The 20,532-nt window shown below is 70.5% G+C and carries 21 protein-coding genes; 15 read left to right on the top strand and 6 right to left on the bottom strand.

Annotation, left to right across the window (positions count from 1 at the left end):
• The first annotated feature begins 23 nt into the window (after positions 1 to 23).
• Complete coding sequence (locus AC099J_RS07400) at positions 24 to 1,073, top strand: MerR family transcriptional regulator (protein ID WP_479614589.1); 1,050 nt, start codon at positions 24 to 26, stop codon at positions 1,071 to 1,073.
• Between the two features lie 69 nt (positions 1,074 to 1,142).
• On the opposite strand, the gene soxZ is transcribed toward AC099J_RS07400, so the two are convergent.
• Both soxZ and soxY read right to left on the bottom strand, forming a co-directional pair.
• Positions 1,143 to 1,454, bottom strand: a complete 312-nt coding sequence (gene soxZ / locus AC099J_RS07395; RefSeq protein WP_479614588.1) for a thiosulfate oxidation carrier complex protein SoxZ — start codon at positions 1,452 to 1,454, stop codon at positions 1,143 to 1,145.
• 43 nt (positions 1,455 to 1,497) lie between these two features.
• A complete protein-coding gene (soxY, locus tag AC099J_RS07390; RefSeq protein ID WP_479614587.1) occupies positions 1,498 to 1,950 on the bottom strand; it encodes a thiosulfate oxidation carrier protein SoxY in 453 nt (150 codons plus the stop codon).
• Between the two features lie 181 nt (positions 1,951 to 2,131).
• Here soxY and AC099J_RS07385 point away from each other — a divergent pair, with 181 nt between their 5' ends.
• Together AC099J_RS07385 and AC099J_RS07380 are read left to right on the top strand one after the other, a co-directional pair.
• Positions 2,132 to 2,440: a c-type cytochrome gene (locus tag AC099J_RS07385; protein WP_479614586.1), complete on the top strand. Its 309-nt coding sequence runs from the start codon at positions 2,132 to 2,134 to the stop codon at positions 2,438 to 2,440.
• A 14-nt stretch (positions 2,441 to 2,454) separates the two neighbouring features.
• Positions 2,455 to 3,729, top strand: a complete 1,275-nt coding sequence (locus AC099J_RS07380) for an FCSD flavin-binding domain-containing protein (RefSeq protein ID WP_479614585.1) — start codon at positions 2,455 to 2,457, stop codon at positions 3,727 to 3,729.
• Positions 3,730 to 3,741: 12 nt separating this feature from the next.
• Here AC099J_RS07380 and AC099J_RS07375 read toward each other — a convergent pair whose 3' ends face one another.
• Positions 3,742 to 5,133 (bottom strand): carbonic anhydrase, encoded by a 1,392-nt coding sequence (locus AC099J_RS07375; protein ID WP_479614584.1) that lies wholly within the window; start codon positions 5,131 to 5,133, stop codon positions 3,742 to 3,744.
• A gap of 126 nt (positions 5,134 to 5,259) precedes the next feature.
• On the opposite strand from AC099J_RS07375, the gene ruvB reads away from it, so the two are divergent.
• From ruvB to AC099J_RS07355, 4 genes are all read left to right on the top strand, one after another.
• Complete coding sequence (gene ruvB / locus AC099J_RS07370) at positions 5,260 to 6,315, top strand: Holliday junction branch migration DNA helicase RuvB (RefSeq protein ID WP_479614583.1); 1,056 nt, start codon at positions 5,260 to 5,262, stop codon at positions 6,313 to 6,315.
• Between the two features lie 7 nt (positions 6,316 to 6,322).
• A complete protein-coding gene (locus tag AC099J_RS07365; protein WP_479614582.1) occupies positions 6,323 to 8,050 on the top strand; it encodes a rhomboid family intramembrane serine protease in 1,728 nt (575 codons plus the stop codon).
• Positions 8,028 to 8,615, top strand: coding sequence for a hypothetical protein (locus tag AC099J_RS07360; protein WP_479614581.1), 588 nt, complete (start codon positions 8,028 to 8,030; stop codon positions 8,613 to 8,615). The genes AC099J_RS07365 and AC099J_RS07360 overlap by 23 nt, the downstream gene beginning before the upstream one ends.
• A 131-nt stretch (positions 8,616 to 8,746) precedes the next feature.
• Positions 8,747 to 9,979, top strand: a complete 1,233-nt coding sequence (locus AC099J_RS07355) for an MFS transporter (protein ID WP_479614979.1) — start codon at positions 8,747 to 8,749, stop codon at positions 9,977 to 9,979.
• A 64-nt stretch (positions 9,980 to 10,043) separates the two neighbouring features.
• Here AC099J_RS07355 and AC099J_RS07350 read toward each other — a convergent pair whose 3' ends face one another.
• Positions 10,044 to 11,162 carry a Fic family protein gene (locus AC099J_RS07350; RefSeq protein WP_479614580.1) on the bottom strand — a complete coding sequence of 373 codons (1,119 nt, stop codon included), beginning with the start codon at positions 11,160 to 11,162 and terminating at the stop codon, positions 10,044 to 10,046.
• A 185-nt stretch (positions 11,163 to 11,347) separates the two neighbouring features.
• On the opposite strand from AC099J_RS07350, the gene AC099J_RS07345 reads away from it, so the two are divergent.
• Both AC099J_RS07345 and AC099J_RS07340 read left to right on the top strand, forming a co-directional pair.
• Complete coding sequence (locus AC099J_RS07345; protein ID WP_479614579.1) at positions 11,348 to 11,614, top strand: DUF2164 domain-containing protein; 267 nt, start codon at positions 11,348 to 11,350, stop codon at positions 11,612 to 11,614.
• A 202-nt stretch (positions 11,615 to 11,816) separates the two neighbouring features.
• Positions 11,817 to 12,200 carry a hypothetical protein gene (locus AC099J_RS07340; RefSeq protein WP_479614578.1) on the top strand — a complete coding sequence of 128 codons (384 nt, stop codon included), beginning with the start codon at positions 11,817 to 11,819 and terminating at the stop codon, positions 12,198 to 12,200.
• Positions 12,201 to 12,215: 15 nt separating this feature from the next.
• Here the strand turns inward: AC099J_RS07340 and AC099J_RS07335 are convergent, their stop codons facing one another.
• Positions 12,216 to 13,628: an aminotransferase-like domain-containing protein gene (locus AC099J_RS07335; RefSeq protein ID WP_479614577.1), complete on the bottom strand. Its 1,413-nt coding sequence runs from the start codon at positions 13,626 to 13,628 to the stop codon at positions 12,216 to 12,218.
• A 115-nt stretch (positions 13,629 to 13,743) separates the two neighbouring features.
• Here AC099J_RS07335 and AC099J_RS07330 point away from each other — a divergent pair, with 115 nt between their 5' ends.
• From AC099J_RS07330 to AC099J_RS07305, 6 genes are all read left to right on the top strand, one after another.
• Positions 13,744 to 14,343, top strand: a complete 600-nt coding sequence (locus AC099J_RS07330) for a LysE family translocator (protein ID WP_479614576.1) — start codon at positions 13,744 to 13,746, stop codon at positions 14,341 to 14,343.
• A 71-nt stretch (positions 14,344 to 14,414) separates the two neighbouring features.
• Entirely contained in the window at positions 14,415 to 15,389 is a 975-nt protein-coding gene (locus tag AC099J_RS07325) for a DMT family transporter (RefSeq protein ID WP_479614575.1), read from the top strand.
• The gene (locus AC099J_RS07320) at positions 15,386 to 16,600 is read left to right on the top strand and encodes an aminotransferase-like domain-containing protein (RefSeq protein ID WP_479614574.1); all 1,215 of its coding nucleotides are present in this window, start codon (positions 15,386 to 15,388) and stop codon (positions 16,598 to 16,600) included. Before AC099J_RS07325 ends, AC099J_RS07320 begins: the two co-directional genes overlap by 4 nt.
• Positions 16,597 to 17,226: a glutathione S-transferase family protein gene (locus AC099J_RS07315; RefSeq protein WP_479614573.1), complete on the top strand. Its 630-nt coding sequence runs from the start codon at positions 16,597 to 16,599 to the stop codon at positions 17,224 to 17,226. The genes AC099J_RS07320 and AC099J_RS07315 overlap by 4 nt, the downstream gene beginning before the upstream one ends.
• Position 17,227: 1 nt before the next feature.
• Positions 17,228 to 18,142 carry a PhzF family phenazine biosynthesis protein gene (locus AC099J_RS07310; RefSeq protein ID WP_479614572.1) on the top strand — a complete coding sequence of 305 codons (915 nt, stop codon included), beginning with the start codon at positions 17,228 to 17,230 and terminating at the stop codon, positions 18,140 to 18,142.
• 23 nt (positions 18,143 to 18,165) lie between these two features.
• Positions 18,166 to 19,176, top strand: a complete 1,011-nt coding sequence (locus AC099J_RS07305; protein ID WP_479614978.1) for a threonine dehydratase — start codon at positions 18,166 to 18,168, stop codon at positions 19,174 to 19,176.
• 43 nt (positions 19,177 to 19,219) lie between these two features.
• Here AC099J_RS07305 and AC099J_RS07300 read toward each other — a convergent pair whose 3' ends face one another.
• Positions 19,220 to 20,488 (bottom strand): amidohydrolase, encoded by a 1,269-nt coding sequence (locus tag AC099J_RS07300; protein ID WP_479614571.1) that lies wholly within the window; start codon positions 20,486 to 20,488, stop codon positions 19,220 to 19,222.
• Positions 20,489 to 20,532: the final 44 nt, after the last annotated feature.

Below are 20,532 nucleotides of genomic sequence, written 5' to 3'. Positions count from 1 at the left end.
AATACGATTCATTCCTTTTTCGCATGAACCCCAACGGACCTGCCCTGCCACCCGGCCAGCCTGCCGCCGACACCCGGCACCGCAGTGGCGCGGTCGCCCGCATGCTGCGCATGCCGGTGGCCACATTGCGGGTCTGGGAGCGCCGCTACGCGCTGACGCAGGCCGAGCTGTCGCCGAGCGGCCAGCGCCTGTATGCGGCCGAGGACGTGCAGCGGCTCGCGCTGATCAAGCAGCTGACGGACCTGGGCCACGCCATCGGCAGCCTGGCGCCGTTGGATCTGCCGCAACTGCAGCACGTGGCGGCCACGCATGCCGGCGCGCTGGCCGCCACGCAGGCAGGCCTGGCCACGGCCGCGCCGGCGCTGGGACGGCCCTGGCGCGTGGTGGTGATCGGCCGTGCGCTGGGTGCGCGCCTGCGCCAGCCGGGCATGTTGCGCCGGCTGGGCCGGCCGTTGGAGCTGCTGGGGCCGTTCGACGATGCGCAGCAGGCCGCCGCCGCATCGGGTGCATTGCCCATCGACGCCGTGCTGGTCCACGCGCCACGGCTGCACACAGGCGTGCTGGATGCCGTGGACGCGTCGCCCGGGCTGGCCTCGGGCGCGAAGGCGGTGCTGTACGGCTTCGGTTCGAACGCCGTGTGCGACGCGCTGGCAGCCACCGGCACCGCCCTGCTGCGCGAGCCGCAACCCGATGCGGTGCTGGCTGCGTGGCTGGGCCAACTGTCCACCACGGCGCACCCGGTGGTGAACGGGTCCGCGGCGACGCCGCCGCCCCTGCCAGAGACCGTGCCGCCACGACGCTGGGACGACGCCGCCTTGGCCGAGTTTGCGGGCCAGTCCTCGACGATCGCCTGCGAATGCCCGCGCCACGTCGCCGAGCTGCTGGTGCAGTTGTCGCAGTTCGAGGCCTACAGCGCCGAGTGCGCGCACCGCAGCCCGGCCGATGCCGCGTTGCACGACCATCTGCGGCAGGTGGCAGCCGGCTGCCGCGCGCAGTTCGAGGGCGCCCTGGAGCACGTGGCGCTGCACGAGGGCCTGCTGCTGCCGGGGGCGTTGCCGCACATCCGCGCTTGAGCGGCAAGCGCCGGGGCTTGCGCGGCGAGCGCCGTGCAGGCCGTGCGGGCCGTCATGACGGGCGATGCATCACGCGACCGTGGCTTCGTCGGTACGCGTGTCGCCCATGTTGTCTTTCCAGGTCACCGCGACCTTGTCGCCGGCCTTGGCGCCCCTGACGGTGAACTGCAGGAACGGGTTCTTGGAGACTGCGGGGCCCCACTCGGCGCTCATCACTTTCCTGCCGTTGAGGGACGCCGTCACATCGGTGATGTGCCAGGCCGGGATGGGCTTGCCGGCAGTGTCCTTGCGCTGGCCGCTCTCCATCTCGTGGCTCATGAGGACGCGCACGATCGCGTTGCTGCCGCTGGCCTGGGCCCGGATGCGCATGGGGTCTGCCATGGTGAACTCCTTGGTGTCGGGTGGGTACGGTGGGCGCGGTAGATCAGCCGCAGCCGCCGAGCGTCACCTTGACGTCTTTCCTGGCGTACAGGGCCTTGCCGTCCGCCGTGATGGCCACGGCGTACACGTACGAGCTCTGGTCCATCTTGGCGCGCGTTGCAAAGCTCGGCTCGACGGCGTCGGTCACGTCGAACTTGGCCACGAGGGCATTGGGGTTGCGCTCGACCAGCAGCAGCAGGTGCCGGGCGTTGGGCAGCGTCGTGGTCACGGCCATCTGCACCACGGCGCCGTTCTCGGCTATTTCGGGGGCGGTGAGCAGGACCTCCTTGCTCTCGACAGGCGCCGCGCCACCGTAGGCCTTGGTGGCGTCGGCCACGCTGCGCGCCTGAAACGCCGCCTTGTTGAAGGCCGCCGCATCGCGCGGGAACAAGCCGGTGGCCGCCAGCAGACCGGCCACCGCCAGGGATTGATGCAAAGTGTCTCGTCGTGTCGGCATGTCGGCTCCAGATGACCCGTGAGTGGAGCACAACCGCTTGGTCGGGTGGGCTTGTCGCGGAACGACCATGCTGGCGCCGTTTCCCAGCTGGTGCGCCGTTTCGGCTGCCATCGGGTAGCGCCGATTGCTGATGTAATCGGCGCCACAACCTGCCCAGCCGATCGCAGAAGGAGACTCCACGGTGATCCATCGATCTATCGCCGCCGCCCTGTTGGCGGCACTGCCGGCCTTGGCCGCCGCGCAGTCCCCCCAAGCGCTGTATGTGGCCAGCCTGGCCGCCACGTGCGCCAACTGCCATGGCACCGACGGTCGGCCCGTCGATGGCTCGGCCGTGCCGCGTATCGCCGGCATGCCGCGCGATCAGATGGTGTCACAGCTCATGGCGTTTCGCGGCGGCACCCGCCCAGCGACGATCATGCACCAGCTCAGCAAGGGCTATTCCGATGCCCAGATTGCGCAGCTGGCCGACTACTTCGCGGCCCGCAAGTGAAGGAGAAGATTCGCATGCAACGACGCACCTTCCTGCAATCGTCGACGGCGGCCGGGCTTCTGGGTCTGGCGGGCTGTGCGACGACGTCGATTCCGACCAGTGCCCGCGTGGTCGTGGTCGGTGGCGGCTACGGCGGCGCCACGGCGGCCAAGTACGTGCGGCTGCTGTCGGACCACAAGATCGACGTGGTGCTGATCGAGCCGAACGACGCGTTTGTCTCGTGCCCGCTGTCCAACCTGGTCATCGGCGGCAGCAGGCAGATGGCCGAGATCACGACGCCCTACAGCGGGCTGTCGCGCCACCACGGCATCACGGTCGTGCGCGATGCGGCCAGCGCCATCGACACGCGGGCCAAGACGGTCACGCTGCGGGGCGGCGCGCAGATCCGCTATGACAAGCTGGTGCTTTCCCCCGGCGTGGATTTGCAGTTCAACACCATCGAAGGCCTGCAGGCGGCGACCTCGTCCGGCAGGATTCTGCAGGCCTGGAAGGCCGGCCCCGAAACACAAGCCCTGCGGCGCCAGCTGGAAAGCATGCCCGACGGCGGCGTCTACGCGATCACCATTCCAGAGCAGCCCTACCGCTGCCCGCCCGGCCCGTACGAGCGCGCCTGCCAGGTGGCCTGGTACTTCAAGACGGCCAAGCCACGCAGCAAGGTGCTGGTCCTCGATGCCAACCCCGACGTCACGTCCAAGGGGGCGCTGTTCAAGAAGGTCTGGGCCGAGCAGTACAAGGGCATCGTCGAATACCGTCCGCAGCACAGGGCCATCGCCGTGGATGCGGGCACGGGCGTGGTCAAGTTCGAGGTGCACGACGACGTCAAAGCCCAGGTGCTCAACGTGCTGCCCGGCATGCGGGCGGGCGCCATCGCCGTGCAGACCGGGCTGAACAACCAGGCCAACAACCGCTGGTGCGGCGTGGACTATCTGACGTTCGAATCGACCGCCGCGAAGGACGTGCACGTGATCGGCGATTCGATCCAGATCGCCCCCGCCATGCCCAAGAGCGGCCACATGGCCAACAGCCACGGCAAGGTGGCGGCGGCCGCCATCGTGGCGCAGTTGTCGGGCTGGGCCGCCAACCCGGCGCCGATGCTGACGAACACGTGCTACAGCTTCGTCGACGACCGCAGGGTCGTTCATGTCGCCAGCGTCCACGCGTACGTGCCGGCGGAGAAGACGTTCAAAACGATCGCGGGATCGGGCGGCCTCAGCGTGGAGCCGACGGAGCTCGAAGGCACCTACGCGATGCACTGGGCCCGCAACATCTGGGCCGACACGCTGGGCTGAGGGCGAAAGAAGTTACTGCGCGTCGCGCACGATGCGCCCGTTCAGCGCCTGCACCGGCCGCGCGTTGGCCGGGAACATCTGGGCGAACAGGCGCAGCTGGGCAGCGCTCACGCTCACCGGTTGCTTGAGCACCATCCACAGCACGCCCTCCTCGCAGGGCGGCGTGGTCATCGAGCCGAAGAACTGGTAGTAGCGCTGGTCGGCGGGCAGCAGGGACGGCATGTCCAGCGCGCCGGCCGGCATGCGCACGCGGTCGCCCACGTCCAGCGGAATGTAGGTCCACACCTTGTCGATGAACGGGTGCGCCTCGCCCGGCTGCAGCAGCACGGCGACGACGGCGGTGCGGCCCTGCGCGTCGCGGTGCACCAGGTGCATGCCCATGGCAAAGCCCTGGTGACCGACCATCTCCTCGGCCGGGTGCTGAAAGTCGAACGCCACCAGCCGGTAGGTCGCGCCGCGCACCTGCAGCAGGTTGTCGCCCTCGACCTCGACGCGGATGGTGCGGCCATCGTGCAGCACCGTGCCGCTGCTGGTGCGGTAGTCAAAGCCCAGCGCCTCGTTCGGGCCTTGCAGCGCGGCGCCGGGCTCGATGTGGATCGGCGACTGTCGCAGGCCGTTGCCGCACAGCGCGTACTCGGGCTTGAGGCTGGCCCAGGCGGCCGGCCCGCCCGCGCCCTGGTAGGACCACTCGACCGGCTCGCGCGGCATGGCGGGCGCGCGCCCGTCTGCGGTGCTGGGGCCGGCCTGAGCGTCACGCGGCAGGCGGGCCGAAGGCGGGATCGGCAAGCCGTTGGCGATGGCGCGGGCCCGTTCGTATTGGCGGCGGATCTGCTCATCGGCGCTGCGGTCCGCGGGCCCTGCGGCGATGGTGCGCGGCGCCAGGGCTGGCGTGGCGCGCGCCGGGGCCAGGCTGGCAGCGCCTGGGCCGGCAGTGGCCGTTGCCTGAGCAGCCGCAGGGCGAACCATGGTGGCCGGGGCCGCTCGCATCGCCGGGGCCGCTGGCGTGGGCGGCCGCGCCGCAGGCGCAGCAGCCGGGTCGAAAGCGGCAGCCCCGGCAGATGCGGCGGCCCGGGGAGCGACGGCAGCCCGGGCAGGAGGAGCAGCCGACGCGGATGCGGTCGGCGCCACGCGGGCGTCACCGGCCTTGCCGATGTTCAGTGTGATGCTGGCTGGCTCGACCACCGGGGCGCTGGCGGCGCCGCCGGACCGGCTGCTCACCATCGGGCGCGGTGGACTGGCGTTCACACGGTCGACCGCCTCGCGCAGCTGCTGGGCCAGGCGATCGTTGGCGGCGGGTGCCTGCGCCTGTGCCAGTGCCGGCCACAGCACAGCGCCGGCCAGTGGCAGCGCCAGCCCTAGGAGAGCGTGGCGCACAGAGATGGAGAGCGTTCGAAGATGGGCCATGGATCGATCGGCGGCAGGGACCGCAGTCTCCAGACTATCGGCGCCCCAGCCTCGGACTTGAGCGCCCGCCACTGGCGTTACAACCAGCCGGCTATAGTGCCCGCTTTGCCCAGAGCGCCGCCCTCCGTGTCCATCCAGACTGACGATTTCGCCATGCCACCGTCGCACCGCGTGGTGTCGGCCGCGCCGGCCTCGCCCAACGAGGAGGCGATCGAGCGCGCGCTGCGGCCCAAGCTGCTGGACGAGTACGTGGGCCAGGCCAAGGCGCGCGAGCAGTTGGAGATCTTCATCGGCGCCGCCAAAAAGCGCGGCGAGGCGATGGACCATGTGCTGCTGTTCGGCCCCCCCGGCCTGGGCAAGACCACGCTGTCGCACATCATCGCGCACGAGCTGGGCGTGAACATGCGCCAGACCAGCGGCCCGGTGCTGGAGAAGCCCAAGGACCTGGCGGCGCTCTTGACCAATCTCGAGAAGAACGACGTGCTGTTCATCGACGAGATCCACCGCCTGAGCCCGGTGGTCGAAGAAATCCTCTACCCCGCGCTGGAGGACTACCAGATCGACATCATGATCGGCGAGGGCCCGGCGGCGCGCAGCATCAAGCTCGATCTGCAGCCGTTCACGCTGGTCGGCGCCACCACGCGCGCCGGCATGCTGACCAACCCGCTGCGCGACCGCTTCGGCATCGTGGCGCGGCTGGAGTTCTACACGGTGGAGGAGCTGACCCGCATCGTCACCCGCAGCGCCGGCCTGCTGGCGGTGCCGACGGTGCCCGATGGCGCGCAGGAGATCGCCCGCCGCGCGCGGGGCACACCGCGCATCGCCAACCGGCTGCTGCGCCGCGTGCGCGACTATGCCGACGTGAAGGGCGACGGCACCATCACGCAGGACATCGCCCACCGTGCGCTGGCCATGTTGGACGTGGACCCGCTGGGTTTCGATGTGATGGACCGCAAGCTGCTGGAGGCGGTGATCCTGCGCTTCGACGGCGGGCCGGTGGGGCTGGACAACATCGCCGCCAGCATCGGCGAGGAGTCCGGCACCATCGAGGATGTGATCGAGCCCTACTTGATCCAGCAAGGCTTTCTGCAGCGCACGCCGCGCGGGCGCATCGCCACGCAAGCCGCGTACCGCCACCTGGGCGTTGCGCCGCCGCAGGCCGCGCCGGACCTGTTCGCGTGAGCGCTTGATGTCCGCCCCGCCGGCACCGGCCGAGCCGCCCGACACGGGCCTGCATTCGCCCCTCGAATTTGCACCCACGCGCCGGCGCCAGAGCGTGCTGCTGGCCGCCATGCTGCTGGGCTTCGGCCTGCTGATCATGACTGCGGTCGATGATTTCGTGGAGCCATTCGGCCTCGTCTGGCGGGTGTTGGCGGCCTGCGCCGTGGCGCTGCCGGTGGTGTGGCTGGCGCGCACGCTGGTGCGGCACGCCCTGAGCGGCAAGCCGGTGCTGCGGCTGGACGGGCGCGGCATCTCCGGCGCGGCGCTGCAGCCGCCGGTGCCCTGGGCGGTGCTGGAGGATGTGACGCTGGAGCGCGGCGGCATCCTGCGGTTGCACCGCACGCCCGATGCCGCGCACCCGGACACCACCCGCTTCTGGGACGGCCGCAACCCCGCGCGCCCGCGGCTCAGCCTGCACCTGCTGAGCGCGCGCCAGCAGGACATCGCCTTCGACGCCATCCACGCGCGGCTGGACCTGATGCGCTTCCGCGCCGGCACCGGCGAATCGGCCAGCCGCCGCGAAGCCCGCGTCGAGGCCGCGTTCGAAGAACAGCTGGACGCGCTGACGCCCACACCCTGGGCGCTGTACGCCGTGGTGGCGGCCAATGTGCTGACCTGGGGCATGAACCTGGCCTCGGGCCTGAGCCCGACGCGCCCGCTGTCGCCCCAGCTGTTCGCCTGGGGCGCCAATGCCGCTTCCGCCGTGGTGCTGGACGGGCAGTGGTGGCGGCTGCTGACGGCCGCCTTCCTGCATGGCGGCATCGTGCACCTGGCCTTCAACATGCTGGGCCTGTGGGAGGCCGGCAAGCAGCTGTGCCGGCTGCTGGGCAATGGCCAGTTCGCGCTGATCTACCTCGCGTCGGCGCTGGCCGGCAGCGCGGCCAGCCTGCACTACGCGGCGCAGACCTCTGTCTCGGTGGGCGCCTCGGGTGCGGTGTTCGGGGTGCTGGGTGCACTACTGGCGGCCAGCTGGCACTACCGCGCGCACGTGCCGGCAGCGAGCCGCCGGCGGCTGTGGATGGGGCTGGGCTTTTTCGTCACGTATTCGCTGCTGCATGGCTTCAGCCAGCAGAACGTGGACAACGCCGCGCATGTGGGCGGCCTGGTCTGCGGTGGGCTGCTGGGGCTGGTGCTGCTGGCGCCGTTCGACCCGCAAGCGCCGGCCCGGCGGCGGCTCGGCCGGGCCACGCTGGCGGGCGTTGCAGCGGCTGCGGGCGTGGCCTATTCCGTGGCGGCCACACCGCTGCCACTGGTCTGGCACGCGCAGAACTACGCGGCGCAGGAGATGCTGCCCGACATCGCGCGCCGCTTCGAGCAGGCCTACCGCCGCGTGGCGCTGGACAGCCAGCGTCTGCAGCGCGGCGAGATCCGCAAGCCGGTCTTTCTGCAGAACGCGGCGCAGACCATCGTGCCGGTGTGCGACGCCATCATGGCCGAGCTGGCGCCGCTGCGCGTGCCGCGTTGGGACCTCAACGGCCGGCTGGTCGATCTGTACCAGCGCATCTGCAGCGCCTCGACCCAGTCGCTGCGGCTGGAGATTGCCGTGCTGCAGCGCCAGCCCGATCTGCCGCCGGACGCCGATGCACAACTGGCCAGGCTGTCGGCGCAAATGGAGGATGCGCTGCGCCAGCTGGCCTCCACCGCCCACCGCGCGAGCGCGACAGGAGGCCCACGTGGCCCGGCACCCAAGCCCTGACGTCACCTCCCCTGCCGCCGCCGGCACAGGCCCGCGCCGCACGTTGGTACTGACGCTGCTGGCGCTGGCCTTGGCGCTGGCAGCTTTGCTGTGGGCCGGGCGCGGGCAGTTCGACAGCCACCGCGCCTGGTGGTCGGGCCCGGCCGGCGCCGATCTGGCCGCCCGCTACCGCGCGTTGTCGCCCGCCATGGACGAGGCCGCGCTGCAGCGCCATTTCGTCGGCGCAGCGCTGCGCTGCAACGATGTGGAAGACGGCGACCGCCTGTGCGCAGCCCCACTGTCACACGCCGATGGCGTGCCGGCCGCCCGCCTGCAGGCCATGCTGGCCGACGGCCGACTGCGCGCCGTCGAGGTCTGGGTGCCGTGGTGGGAACACCACAGCGCCGCACGCCAGCTGGTCGCCGATCTGGGCGCCCCGGCCTTCGCCAGCACCGGCGCCGAGGGGGCCGGCCCGCCCAGCATCGGGTGGGAATTGCCAGGCGGCAGGCTGCACCTCGCGCGCCATCCGGGCTGGAACCCCTGGCGCTGGACACGCGTGCACTGGGCGGCCCGAGAGCCATCCTGAAACATTGCTGCGCTGCACAAAAACGGCAGCCGTGGTAAGTTCAAAGCATCGGGTTATCCCTTATCCCAGGCCCCGCCGCCAGCCGGCGGCGCGCCGCGCAGGAGTTTTTCGTCGTGAGTACCGCACCCCCTATGGCCGAGGATCTGGCCCCCACTGCGCCCGGCGTGGCCGCCCCTGGTTTCGCACGCGCCATCTGGGCGCTGGGTGTTGGCGGCTTCGCCATCGGCACCGGTGAATTCGTCATCATGGGCCTGCTGCCCGAAGTCGCGGCCGACATCGGCGTCAGCATTCCCAAGGCCGGCCATGTGATCAGTGCCTACGCGCTGGGCGTGGTCATCGGCGCGCCGGTGCTGGCCGTGATGGCCTCCGGCATGGGCCGCCGCGCGCTGTTGATGGCGCTGATGGCGGTGTTCGCGCTGGGCAATTTCGCCAGCGCTGCCGCCCCCGGCTACTGGTCGATGAACCTGCTGCGCTTTGCCGCCGGCCTGCCGCACGGCACGTACTTTGGCGTGGCGGCCCTGGTGGCCGCTGCGCTGGCACCGCCCGGCCGGCGCGCCCAGGCGGTGGGCCTTGTGATGCTGGGCCTGACCGGCGCCACGCTGCTCGGCGTGCCGATCGCGGCCGCGCTGGGCCAGGTGTTCGGCTGGCGCGCGGCGTTTGTGCTGGTGGGCGCCATCGCGCTGCTGTCCATCGTGCTGATCTACCGGTGGGTGCCGCACATGCCGGTGCCGGCCAACACCAGCCCCTGGCGCGAACTGAGCGCGCTGGCCAAACCGCAGGTCTGGCTGACGCTGGGCATCGCGGCCATCGGTTTCGGCGGCATGTTCTCGGTGTTCAGCTATGTGAAGCCGACGCTGCTGGAAGTCTCGGGCATGCCGATCGGTTGGGTGCCGGCGGTGCTGGCGCTGTTCGGGCTGGGCATGGTGGTGGGCAACCTGGTCGGCTCGCGCCTGGCGGATCGTTCGTTGATGCGCACCATCGGCGGCATGCTGGTGTGGGCGGCCGTGGTGCTGGCGCTGTTCACGTTCACCGCGCACCACCCGGTGCTGGCGGCCATCAACATCTTCCTGATCGGCACCACGGTGGCCATCGGCCCGGCGCTGCAGGTGCGGCTGATGGACGTGGCCGGCGACGCCCAGACGCTGGCTGCGGCGCTGAACCACTCGGCCTTCAACGTGGCCAATGCGCTGGGCGCCTGGCTGGGCGGCGTGGCGATCAGCGCCGGGCTGGGCTGGACGTCTACCGGCTGGGTCGGCGCGCTGCTGGCGCTGGCCGGGCTGGCGGTGTTCGCGTGGGCGCTGCAGCATGCGCGGGCGGGTTCGCGCCCACCGCAGGCCGTGGCCTGCGCGGACGCGGCGGGCTGAGCGCACCAGCCCGGGGGGAATCGTGCCTTGGCGCTTGGCGTATCAGGCGCGATAGGCCGGCCGCTCAGAGCGGCGCCAGTTCATAGCCGGTACTGCGCCCCCCACCGGGCGTGCGCTGCAGCACTCCCAGGGCCACCAGCTCGCCGAGGTCGCGCAGCGCCGTGCCGGCCGAGCATTTGGCGATCGCTGCCCATTTGCCACTCGTCAATTTGCCGTCGAAACCGTCGAGCAGGCGGTTCAGCAGCTTGGCCTGGCGAGGGTTCATCGGCGTGTCGCCCCAGCGGCGCCAGAAGCGTGCCTTCAGCAGCACTGCGTCCAACGCGGCCTGTGCGCTGTCCAGTGCCTGCTGCAGCGCGTCTAGGAACCAGGCCAGCCAGATCGTGACGTCCAGCGTCCCCTTCTGGGTGCGCTCCAGCACGTCGTAATAGTCGCGCCGCCGACGCTGGATTTGCGCCGAGAGGCTGTAGAAGCGCTGCGCGCCACCATCGGCACGCGCCAGAAACAGATCGCCAACGGCCCGCGCGATGCGGCCGTTGCCATCGTCGAATGGGTGCAGCGTGACGAACCACAGATGCGCCAGTGCCGCTTTCAGCAGCGCCGGCTCGCCGCTGTCGCGCTCGGCCCAGCTCAGAAAGCGCTGCATCTCTGGCTCCAGCCTCTGCGCCGGGGGCGCCTCGAAATGGACCCTGCGGCGCTGGATGGGCCCGGAGACGACCTGCATCGGCCCCGATGCGTCGTCGCGCCAAGTGCCGACGCTGATGCGCGACAAGCCGCTGTAGCCCTCGGGAAACAGGGCCGCATGCCAGCCGAACAGGCGCTCTCGGCTCAAAGGCGTATCGCAGTGGCCGGTGGCGTCGAGAACCATGTCCACCACGCCCTCCACGCCCCGATCCACCGGCGCGAGGGCGCCAATGTCCACGCCCAGGCGGCGTGCCACCGACGAGCGCACGGACACCACGTCCAGCAACTCGCCTTCGATCTCGCTGGTTTTGAGCACGTCGTCCGTCAGCGCCGCGAGGCTGGCTTGGTCGCGCTGGGCCATGCCGGCATCGGCCAGCCGGCCCAACAGCAGCCCCTGGGCGCGGCTGACGCGCGTCAGCGCACCAGCCAGCGACGCCAGGTCGTAGCGCCAGTGCGGCCAGTCGGTGGCCTGCCGGATGTAGAGCGCGTCGGCGTCGTCCATGCGGCGATTGTGGCGTCTATTCGCCGCAAAATCTGCGGTGAATAGATTGCTGATCGACCGCACGCGGTTTGGCCACGGCGGAAAAATCTCTCTTGCAGGCGCATCCATCCCCGGCGCGCCCCGCGTGGCCGCGTCGACGCAACACAGCGGGCAGACAATCCGGGCCGCACTCCCTCCCGCCCACCATGACCATCGCCCTCCCCAAGGATCTGCGCCAGCAGGCCATCACCTCGATCGAGCGCTACTTCCAGGAAGAGCGCGACGAGCGCATCGGCAACATCGCGGCCGCCGCGCTGCTGGACTTCTTCGTTCAGGAGATCGGTCCCAGCCTCTACAACCGTGCCGTGACGGATGTGCAGGAGCGGCTGCAGGCGCGTGTCTCAGAGCTGGATCTCGAAGTGCACGAGGACGAGTTCGTCTACTGGCGCAAGCGGGGCAACGCGGGGCGCTAGGGCCGTACTCTGCCAACAGAACGCGGGCCGGGCTGCAAATGGGTTGGCCACCCGTCCCAGATCCGCAGCCCATGCCCCGAGCGAGCGCCCCCTCGTCCTGCAAACAGTGGATGCGCCCCGCCCTGCACAGCAGCACACTGCGCTCCGGTCGCTCAAGCGCCCCACGTTTGTCGCGCCAGCCGACCGCCACGAGGAGCCGCCCATGAAGACCATCCACCGCATCCTGTTGCTCGCGTTGGCCCAGCTGGCATGCGCCTGCGCTCTGGCGCAGTCGCCCGACGCGTTCGTGGGCAGCTGGAAAGCGACCTGGAACGTGGCGAACGTCGGCCCCATCCAGTCGGACCTGGAGATCACGCCCACTGGCGGAAGCTGGCAGTCCCTGTTCACGAGTCGGAACAACCTGTGTGCCGGCCGCAAGGTCCCGATGGTCTTCGAGAAGATCGAAGGGGATCAGGCCACGCTGTTGCTCAAGTTTTCCGAAGTCATCGCCGGCTGCAAGGATGTGCAGCTGCACCTGCGCAAAGTGGACGAGAACAACATGAGCGGCACGCGCGGCAAAGAGGTGATGACGATCGTACGGAACTGAATTCGCCAGCCGCCTTCACGGCATCGCCCCCCGCACCCGCTCGAACACCTTCCACACCGCCTGCGCCTGCGTGGTCGCGAAGTTGATGCGCATCAGCGTGCCGGGCTTGCGGCCGGCGTGGAACAGCGCACCGGGCGCCAGCAAATAGCCCTCGTCCAGCATGCGCTGGGCCAGGGCCTCGGTGTCCACGCCAGTGTCGACCCAGCCGAACAGGCCGGCCGGCTCGCTGACGAAGCTGCAGCCGGCCGCGCGCGCCAGCTTCACACTGCGGGCGCGGGCTTGGTCGAGCCGCGTGCGCACCCGCTGCGCGTGGCGGCGCAGCTGGCCCTGCTCGATGCACCAGGCCATGGCCTGCTCCAACAGCGCAGGCGTGGTGAGCGTGGCCAGCATCTTGGTGTCGCGCAATCGCTCCACCAGATCGGTCGGCGCGGCCAGGTAGCCCACGCGCCAGCCGGGCGCCAGGATTTTGGCGAAGCCGCTGACGTAGATGGTGCGCGTGAGGCCATCGAGCGCGCTGAGCCGTGTGGCGTGATCGGGCGCCAGATGGCTGTAGGTGTCGTCTTCGACGATGTGGAAGCCGTGCGTGTTCGCCAGCGTCAGCACCCGGTGCGCGCTGCCGGGCGACAGGCAATAGCCCGTGGGGTTGTGCAGCACGCTGACGCTGACGAACAGCTTGGGCGCATGCGCCTCGCAGTAGCGTGCCATGACTTCCAGATCCGGCCCGTCGGCGCGGCGCGGCACGGGCAGGATCACCGCGCCGAGCGACTGCAGGCGCGCGAACTCGATGGCCCAGCCGGGCTCTTCCACCATCACATGGTCGCCGGCGCGCAGCAGCGTGCGGCTCACGATGTCCAGCGCATGCGTGGCACCCACCGTGGTGACGATCTGCTCCGGCGCCGCCGGCACGTTCAGCCCCGCCAGCTTGTGCGAGAGCGCGCGCCGCAGCCCCGGGTCGCCGGCCGGGTCACCGTATTGCAGCGACAGCGCCTGCAGCCCCTGCCCCGTCGTCACACGGCGCACGGCCGCAGACACGATGTCGCCGGCCAGCCAGTCGATGGGGAACACGCCGATGCCCGGCTGCGGCAGCTGGCTGCCGCCCTGGAACATGCCGCGCATCAACGCCGCCGCGTCGACCTGGCGCCGCCAGGGCGGGCTGGCCGAAGCCGCTGAAGCAGCCGCAACGGTGGGCAGCGCCGGGCGCTGTTCGCGCACGAAGAAACCGCGGTTGCGCTGCGCCTCGACCAGGCCCTGCGCCAGCAACCGGTCGTAGGCCGCCACCACGGTGGCCGGGCTGACCTGGTGCTGCTCGGCACACTGGCGCACCGAAGGCAGCCGCGTGCCGGCGGCCAGCAGACGGTCGCCGATGCGCTCGGCAAAATGGGCCGCCAACTGTTCGGTCAGCGATTGCGAGGCGGTGCGCATCAGCATGGCGCGCCCTTTCAGAACATGCGTTGTACCGGCTTGGCGGGCAATACAGTTACGCCGCTGCGCTGGTCAACTGTATTGGTAGTGTGTTGGTCCAGACTATAGAGTCTGCTTCCCCATGAATGCAAGCGAACTGAGTACCCTGTTGTTGCTGGCCACGGCGATGAGTTTCTCGCCCGGCCCCAACACGACCCTGTCGTCCGCCCTGGCCGCCAACCACGGCCTGCGCCACGCCATGCCCTTCATCTGGTCCGTGCCGGCCGGCTGGGGCCTGGTGCTGCTGCTGTGCACGGCCGGTGTCGGCGCGCTGGTCGTGGCACAACCGGCGCTGGCGCTGGCGATCAAACTGCTCGGCGTGGCCTACCTGCTGTGGCTGGCCACCAAGCTGGCGCGCAGCGCGCAGCTGGGCGAGGCCGATGCGCGCCGGCTGAACGTGGGCTTCATGCAGGGCATCGCGCTGCAGTTCGTCAACATCAAGGCCTGGATGCTGGCGCTGGCCATCGTCGCCGGCTGGATCGCCGGGCGCGACGATTTGTGGCTGCGCCTGGCCCAGGTGCTGCCGCTGATGCTGTGCTTCGCGTTCTTCAGCAACCTGGCCTACGCGCTGATGGGCGCACTGCTGCGCGGCTGGCTGGCGCAGGGCCGGCGGCTGCTGTGGTTCAACCGCGCGATGGCCGGCGTGCTGGTGCTGACGGCCTTGTGGATGTTGCAGGCATGAGCGACGCGCCGGGCCGCCCCAAGCAAGATCGCGCCCCCTCGGGGGGCAGCGAACCTCGCGCAGCGGGGAGCGTGGGGGCTACGACGGTCCAGAACGAAACCCTGGGCCTGTGGCTCGGCGTGCTCGGTGTTGCGATCTTCGCCGTCACGCTGCCGATGACACGGCTGGCCACCGGCACCGCCGAAGCGCCGCAACTGTCGCCCTGGTTCGTCACGCTGGGGCGGGCCGCGCTGGCCGGCGTGCTGTCGGCCGCGTTCCTGCTGTGCAGCCGTTCACCGGTGCCCGCGCGCCAGCACTGGAAGCCGCTGGGCATGGCGGTGCTGGGCAACGCCATCGGCTACCCGCTGCTGCTGGCCTTCGCGCTGCGCACGGTCACGGCCAGCCATGCGGCCGTGGTCACGGCGTTGCTGCCCCTGGTGTCGGCTGCAGTCGCAGCGTGGGTGCTGCACCAGCGCGCGGCGCGTGGCTTCTGGGTCTGCGCGGTGGCGGGCAGCGTGCTGGTGGTGGGCTTTTCCATCCTGCGCGCACAGCAGCACGGGGGTTTCGGCCTGGAGTGGGCCGACCTGCTGCTGGTAGGCGCCGTGCTGGCCGCATCCTTTGGCTACATCTACGGCGCGCAGGCCACACCGGCGCTGGGGGCCGAGCGCGTGATCTGCTGGGTCTGCGTGCTGCTGCTGCCGGTCAGCCTGCCGGCCACCTGGCTGCTGTGGCCACAGCAACCTGTCGCCACCTCGGCCTGGGCAGGCTTCGTCTACGTGGGCATGTTCTCGATGTGGATCGGCTTTTTCGCTTGGTACCGCGGCCTGGCGCTGGGTGGTGCGCTGCGTGTCAGTCAGACACAATTGCTGCAGCCCTTCCTGTCGATCCTGGCGGCGGTGCCGCTGCTGGGCGAACCGCTGGACCTGACGACCCTGGGCTTTGCCGCCGCGGTGGTCGCCACGGTGGTTCTGGGCAAGAATTTCGCGCCGAGTGGCCGGCCCCCGGCCGTCGCCGCACCCCCTGTTTCACCACAAGCGCAGCAAGAGGCTGCAAGGACGTCGACATGAACTGGACCCTGGCCGCCCGCGCCGAGAAGATGAACCCCTCGGTGATCCGCGAGATCCTCAAGGTCACCGAGAAGCCCGGCATCATCAGCTTCGCTGGTGGCCTGCCCTCGCCCAAGACCTTCCCGGTGGCGGAGTTCCGCGCCGCCTGCGAACGCGTGCTGACCGAAGACGGCCCCGCCTCGCTGCAATACGCCGCCAGCGAAGGCTACGGCCCGCTGCGCGAGATGGTGGCCGCCGGCCTGCCGTGGGACGTGTCGCCCTCACAGGTGCTGATCACCACCGGCTCGCAACAGGGCCTGGACCTGATCGCCAAGATCCTGATCGACCAGGGCAGCCGCATCCTCGTGGAGACGCCGACCTACCTGGGCGCGCTGCAGGCCTTCACCCCGATGGAGCCGCGCGCCGTCGCCGTGGCCAGCGACGATGAGGGCGTGCGTGCCGACGACTTTGCCGCCAAGGCCGGGCAGGGTGCAGACAGAGCGCGCTTTGCCTACCTGCTGCCGAACTTCCAGAACCCCACGGGCCGCAGCATGACAGAGGCACGCCGCGCCGCCGTCGTTGCCGCAGCGCAGCAGGCCGGCGTGCCGCTGGTCGAAGACAACCCGTATGGCGACCTGTGGTTCGACCAGGCACCCCCGGCGCCGCTGACCGCGCGCAACCCCGAGGGCGGCGTGTACCTGGGCTCGTTCTCCAAGGTGCTGGCGCCCGGCCTGCGGCTGGGCTTTCTGGTGGCGCCGGCCGCGCTGTATCCCAAACTGCTGCAGGCCAAGCAGGCGGCCGACCTGCACAGCCCCAGCTTCAACCAGCGCATGGTCGCGCAGGTGATGCAGGACGGCTTCCTGGACCGCCACGTGCCGACCATCCGCGCGCTCTACAAGAGCCAGCGCGACCACATGCTGGCCGCGCTGGAGCGCGAGATGCCCGCGGGCGTGCAGTGGAACCGGCCGGCCGGTGGCATGTTCCTGTGGGTGCGCCTGCCGCAAGGTCTGGACGCGGTGGCGTTGCTGCCGCGCGCCGTCGAGCGCAACGTCGCCTTCGTGCCCGGCGCCGCGTTCTACGCCGACGCGCCCGAAGCCAACACCATGCGTCTGTCGTTCGTGACGGCCAGCCACGGCCAGATCGACACCGGCATGGCCGCGCTGGCACTCACCATCCGCGAAGCCATGGACGCACAACACAGCGGCCAGCCGGCAGCGGCGGTGCAGCTGTGAGCACGCCGTTGCGCATCTGGGGCCGCATGAGTTCCATCAACGTCCGCAAGGTGGTGTGGACGGTGCAGGAGTTGGGCCTGTCCGCGCAGCGCACCGACGCCGGGGGCCACTTCGGCCTGGTGACCGAGCCCGAATACCGCGCCATGAATCCCAATGGCATGGTGCCGCTGCTGGAAGATGGCGACGTCACGCTGTGGGAATCCAACGTGATCGTGCGCTACCTGTGCGCGCGCCACGCCGCCGGCACGCTCTACCCCGAGCCGCTGGCCGCACGCTTCACCGCCGAGATGTGGATGGACTGGCAGCAGACCACCCTGAACCCGGCCGGGCGCGACGCGTTCGTGCAGTTGATCCGCACGCCGGCCGAGCAACGCGACGATGCCGCCATCACGCGCTCCTACCACGCGACCGAGGCGCTGCTCGACCTGCTGGACGCGCAGCTCGCCCAACGCACCTACCTGGCCGGCGACAGCTTCACCATGGCCGACATCCCGGCGGCCTGCGAGGTTCACCGGTGGATCGGCCTGCCCTTCACCCGCACGGCGCGCCCGCACCTGGACCGCTGGTACCAGGCCGTGGCCGAACGCCCCGGCGCAGTCGGCGTGCTGGACCAACCGTTGTCATGACATGAAAACCCGCCCCTTCCGCCAGGTCGACGTCTTCACCGACCAACCGTACTTCGGCAACCCGCTGGCCGTGGTGCTGGATGGCGCCGACCTCTCCTACGCCGAGATGCAGCGCTTCGCGCAGTGGACCAACCTGTCGGAGACCACTTTCCTGCTGCCGCCCACCGACCCGGGCGCGGACTACCAGGTGCGCATCTTCACGCCCGGTGGCGAGCTGCCGTTCGCCGGCCACCCCACGCTGGGCAGCTGCCACGCCTGGCTGCACGCCGGCAACCAGCCGCGCCAGGAAGGCCTGGTGGTGCAGCAGTGCGGCGCCGGCCTGGTGCGCATCCAGCGCGCCAGCGAGCGCCTGGCGTTTGCTGCGCCGCCGCTCAAGCGCAGTGCGCCACCGCCCGCAGCGTTGGCGCAAGTGGCTGCAGCCCTGGGCCTGAAGTCGCAGCAGATCGTCAGCGCGCAGGTGCTGGACAACGGGCCGGTCTGGTTCTCGCTGCTGCTGACCGACGCCAGCACCGTGCTGGGTCTGGAGCCGAACCATCTGATGCTCAAGACTCTGGGGCACAAGGTCGGCGTGGCGGCGCTGACCAGCGACGACGCGCCGGCGCTGATCGGCCGCTCCAACCGCGAGGCACGCGCCTTTGCGGGTGGCGGCGGGGCGCCCAAGCCGGCTGCGCCCGCACTGGTCGTGCGCGCCTTTGCCACCACCATCGGCGTCAACGAAGACCCGGTCACCGGCAGCCTGAACGCCGGCCTGGCGCAGTGGCTGCTGGAAGACGAACACCTCACCGCGCCCTACACCGCCTCGCAAGGCGCCTGCCTGGGCCGCGACGGCGTGGTGCACGTCAGCCGCGATGCGCAAGGCCAGGTGTGGGTCGGCGGCAGCTCGGTGGTCTGCATCGAAGGCCAGGTGCAGCTGTGAGCGATGCCAGGCCGCACGCCGGCATGGGGCCACGCAATGCTTTGCACGACAGTGCCACGGTGAATTCCGCCTTGCCCACGCGCGCCGAGATCGAAGCCGCAGCGGCACACGTGTACGCGGCCTTCCCGGCCACGCCACAGTACCGCTGGGCCCTGTCCAGTCAGCGCCTGGGCACCGACTGCTGGATCAAGCACGAGAACCACACGCCGGTCGGCGCCTTCAAGATCCGCGGCGGACTGAACTACTTCGCGCAGCTGGCGGCCGCTGGCCCGCTGCCGGTCGAGGTCGTCAGCGCCACACGCGGCAACCACGGCCAGAGCATCGGTTGGGCCGCCCGCGCATACGGCGTGGCCTGCACCATCGTCGTGCCGCACGGCAACTCCGTCGAGAAGAACGCCGCCATGCGCGCACTGGGCGTCACGCTGATCGAGCACGGCCACGACTTCCAGGAAAGCCGCGAGCACGCCATCGGCCTGGCCACCGCACGCGGCGCGCACATGGTGCCCAGCTTCCACCCGGCACTGGTGCAGGGCGTGGCCACGTACTGGTGGGAGTTCCTGCGCGCCGTGCCGCAGCTCGATGTGATCTACGTGCCCATCGGCCAGGGCTCGGGTGCCTGCGCAGCCATCACGGCCAAGCGCGCGCTGGGCCACGCGGTGCGCATCGTCGGCGTGGTCAGCGCGCACGCCACGACGTATGCCGACTCGCTGGCGGCCGGCCGCGTGGTCGAGGCACCCGTCACCACGCAGCTGGCCGACGGCATGGCCTGCCGCGTCGCCGACGCCGAGGCGCTGGTCATCCTGGCCGATGGGCTGGACCACGTTGTGCAGGTCAGCGATGACGAGGTCGCCGGGGCGATGCGCGCGCTGTACGCGGACACGCACAACCTGGCCGAAGGCGCCGGTGCGGCCGGCTTCGCGGCGGCGCTGCAAGAGCGTGCGACGCTGCGCGGCCAGGTGGTCGGCACCGTGATGAGCGGCGGCAATGTGGACGCCAATGTTTTTGCCGGCGTGCTGGCAGCCCAGGGACACTGAACGGCCCCCAGCACGACCTGGCCTGGTTCGCCTGTGCCCCTGCCTACCGCACACTGAACGGCGACTGGAACGGCCGCCCGAACGCCACCCCCGCCACCACCGTGCCGGCCGGCTTCAAGTGCAGCTTGCCCTGCCGCTTGTTGCCCATCGTGTCGACGAACTCGACCGGGCCTTCCACCACATCCAGCAGCGACAGATCGGCCGGCGCGCCGATCTGCAGCGTGCCGTGGCGCGGCAGGCGGCCGATCACGCGGGCCGGCGCGGCGGTGGCCATGCCCACCACCTCGGGCAACGAGAAGCCCAGGCCGATCAGCTTGCTCATGACCCAGGGCATGAACGGCATGCCCGGCGTGTTGCCCGAGAAGACGTGGATGTCCGAGGAGATCGTGTCCGGCGGGCAGCCCTGGGCGATGGCGGCCTCGGCGATCGTGTAATCGAAACTGCCGCCGCCGTGGCCGATGTCGAAGACGACACCGCGCCGCTTGGCCGCCAGCGCGGCCGGCAGCAGCTGGCCGTCCTGCACGATGTTCGTGCCGTCACCCGCGTTGTTGCGCGCGCCGGAATAGCAATGCGTGAGCACATCGCCCGGGCGCATCAGGTCCAGGATCTGGGACATCAACGCCCGCTCGGACACCCCGCCGATGTGCACCATCAGCTTGGCCGGGACGCCCGACATCTCGCAGGCGGTGATGGCGCGTTTGAGTGGCTCCAGCCCATGGCGCGCGATCACGTTCTCGCTCATGCGCACCTTCACGCCCAGCACCATGTCGGCGTTCTCAGCGATGACGCGGGCCGCAGGCTCGGGTCGCGCGTAGTCGATGTTGATCAGCTCGGGCACCGGAAAGCCCGCCAGCCCGACCAGGCCGATGTGCACGAACGCGAACTGCCGCGTGCGTGAGCCCGGCGCCACGAAGCGCCGGAAGGCGGCGAAGTTGTTGGCCCCCGCATCGCCTGCCGACACGACCGTGGTGGTGCTCTGCAGCGCCACCAGCTCGTCCGCCGGGATGCCGATGGCCGAGCCGTAGGGGTAGCTGTGCGCGTGCAGGTCGATCAGCCCCGGTGTGACCAGCTTGCCTGCTGCGTCGAGCACGCGCTGCGCGCGCTCGGGTGCAATGGCGGCCTCGACCGCCTCGATCTGGCCGAAGCGGATGCCGATGTCGCGCCGGCCGCTGAGGTTCTGGCTCGGGTCCAGCAGGTTGGCGTTGCGGATCAGCAGGTCGAATTTGTCGGTCGGCCCCATGGCCGCCCGCGCAGCCATGGGGCAGGCGGCGACGGCCAGGGATGAGGCCAAAAGGTGGCGACGGGTCAGCATGGGTTTGTCTCCTCAACCAGGAACCGGATGGGATGGCCTGCCGA

The sequence above is a fragment of the Rhodoferax sp. RT4P68 genome, assembly GCF_056521305.1.
The sequence above is the reverse complement of the archived record's forward strand: the minus strand, read 5'-3'. Positions and strand labels throughout refer to the sequence as shown.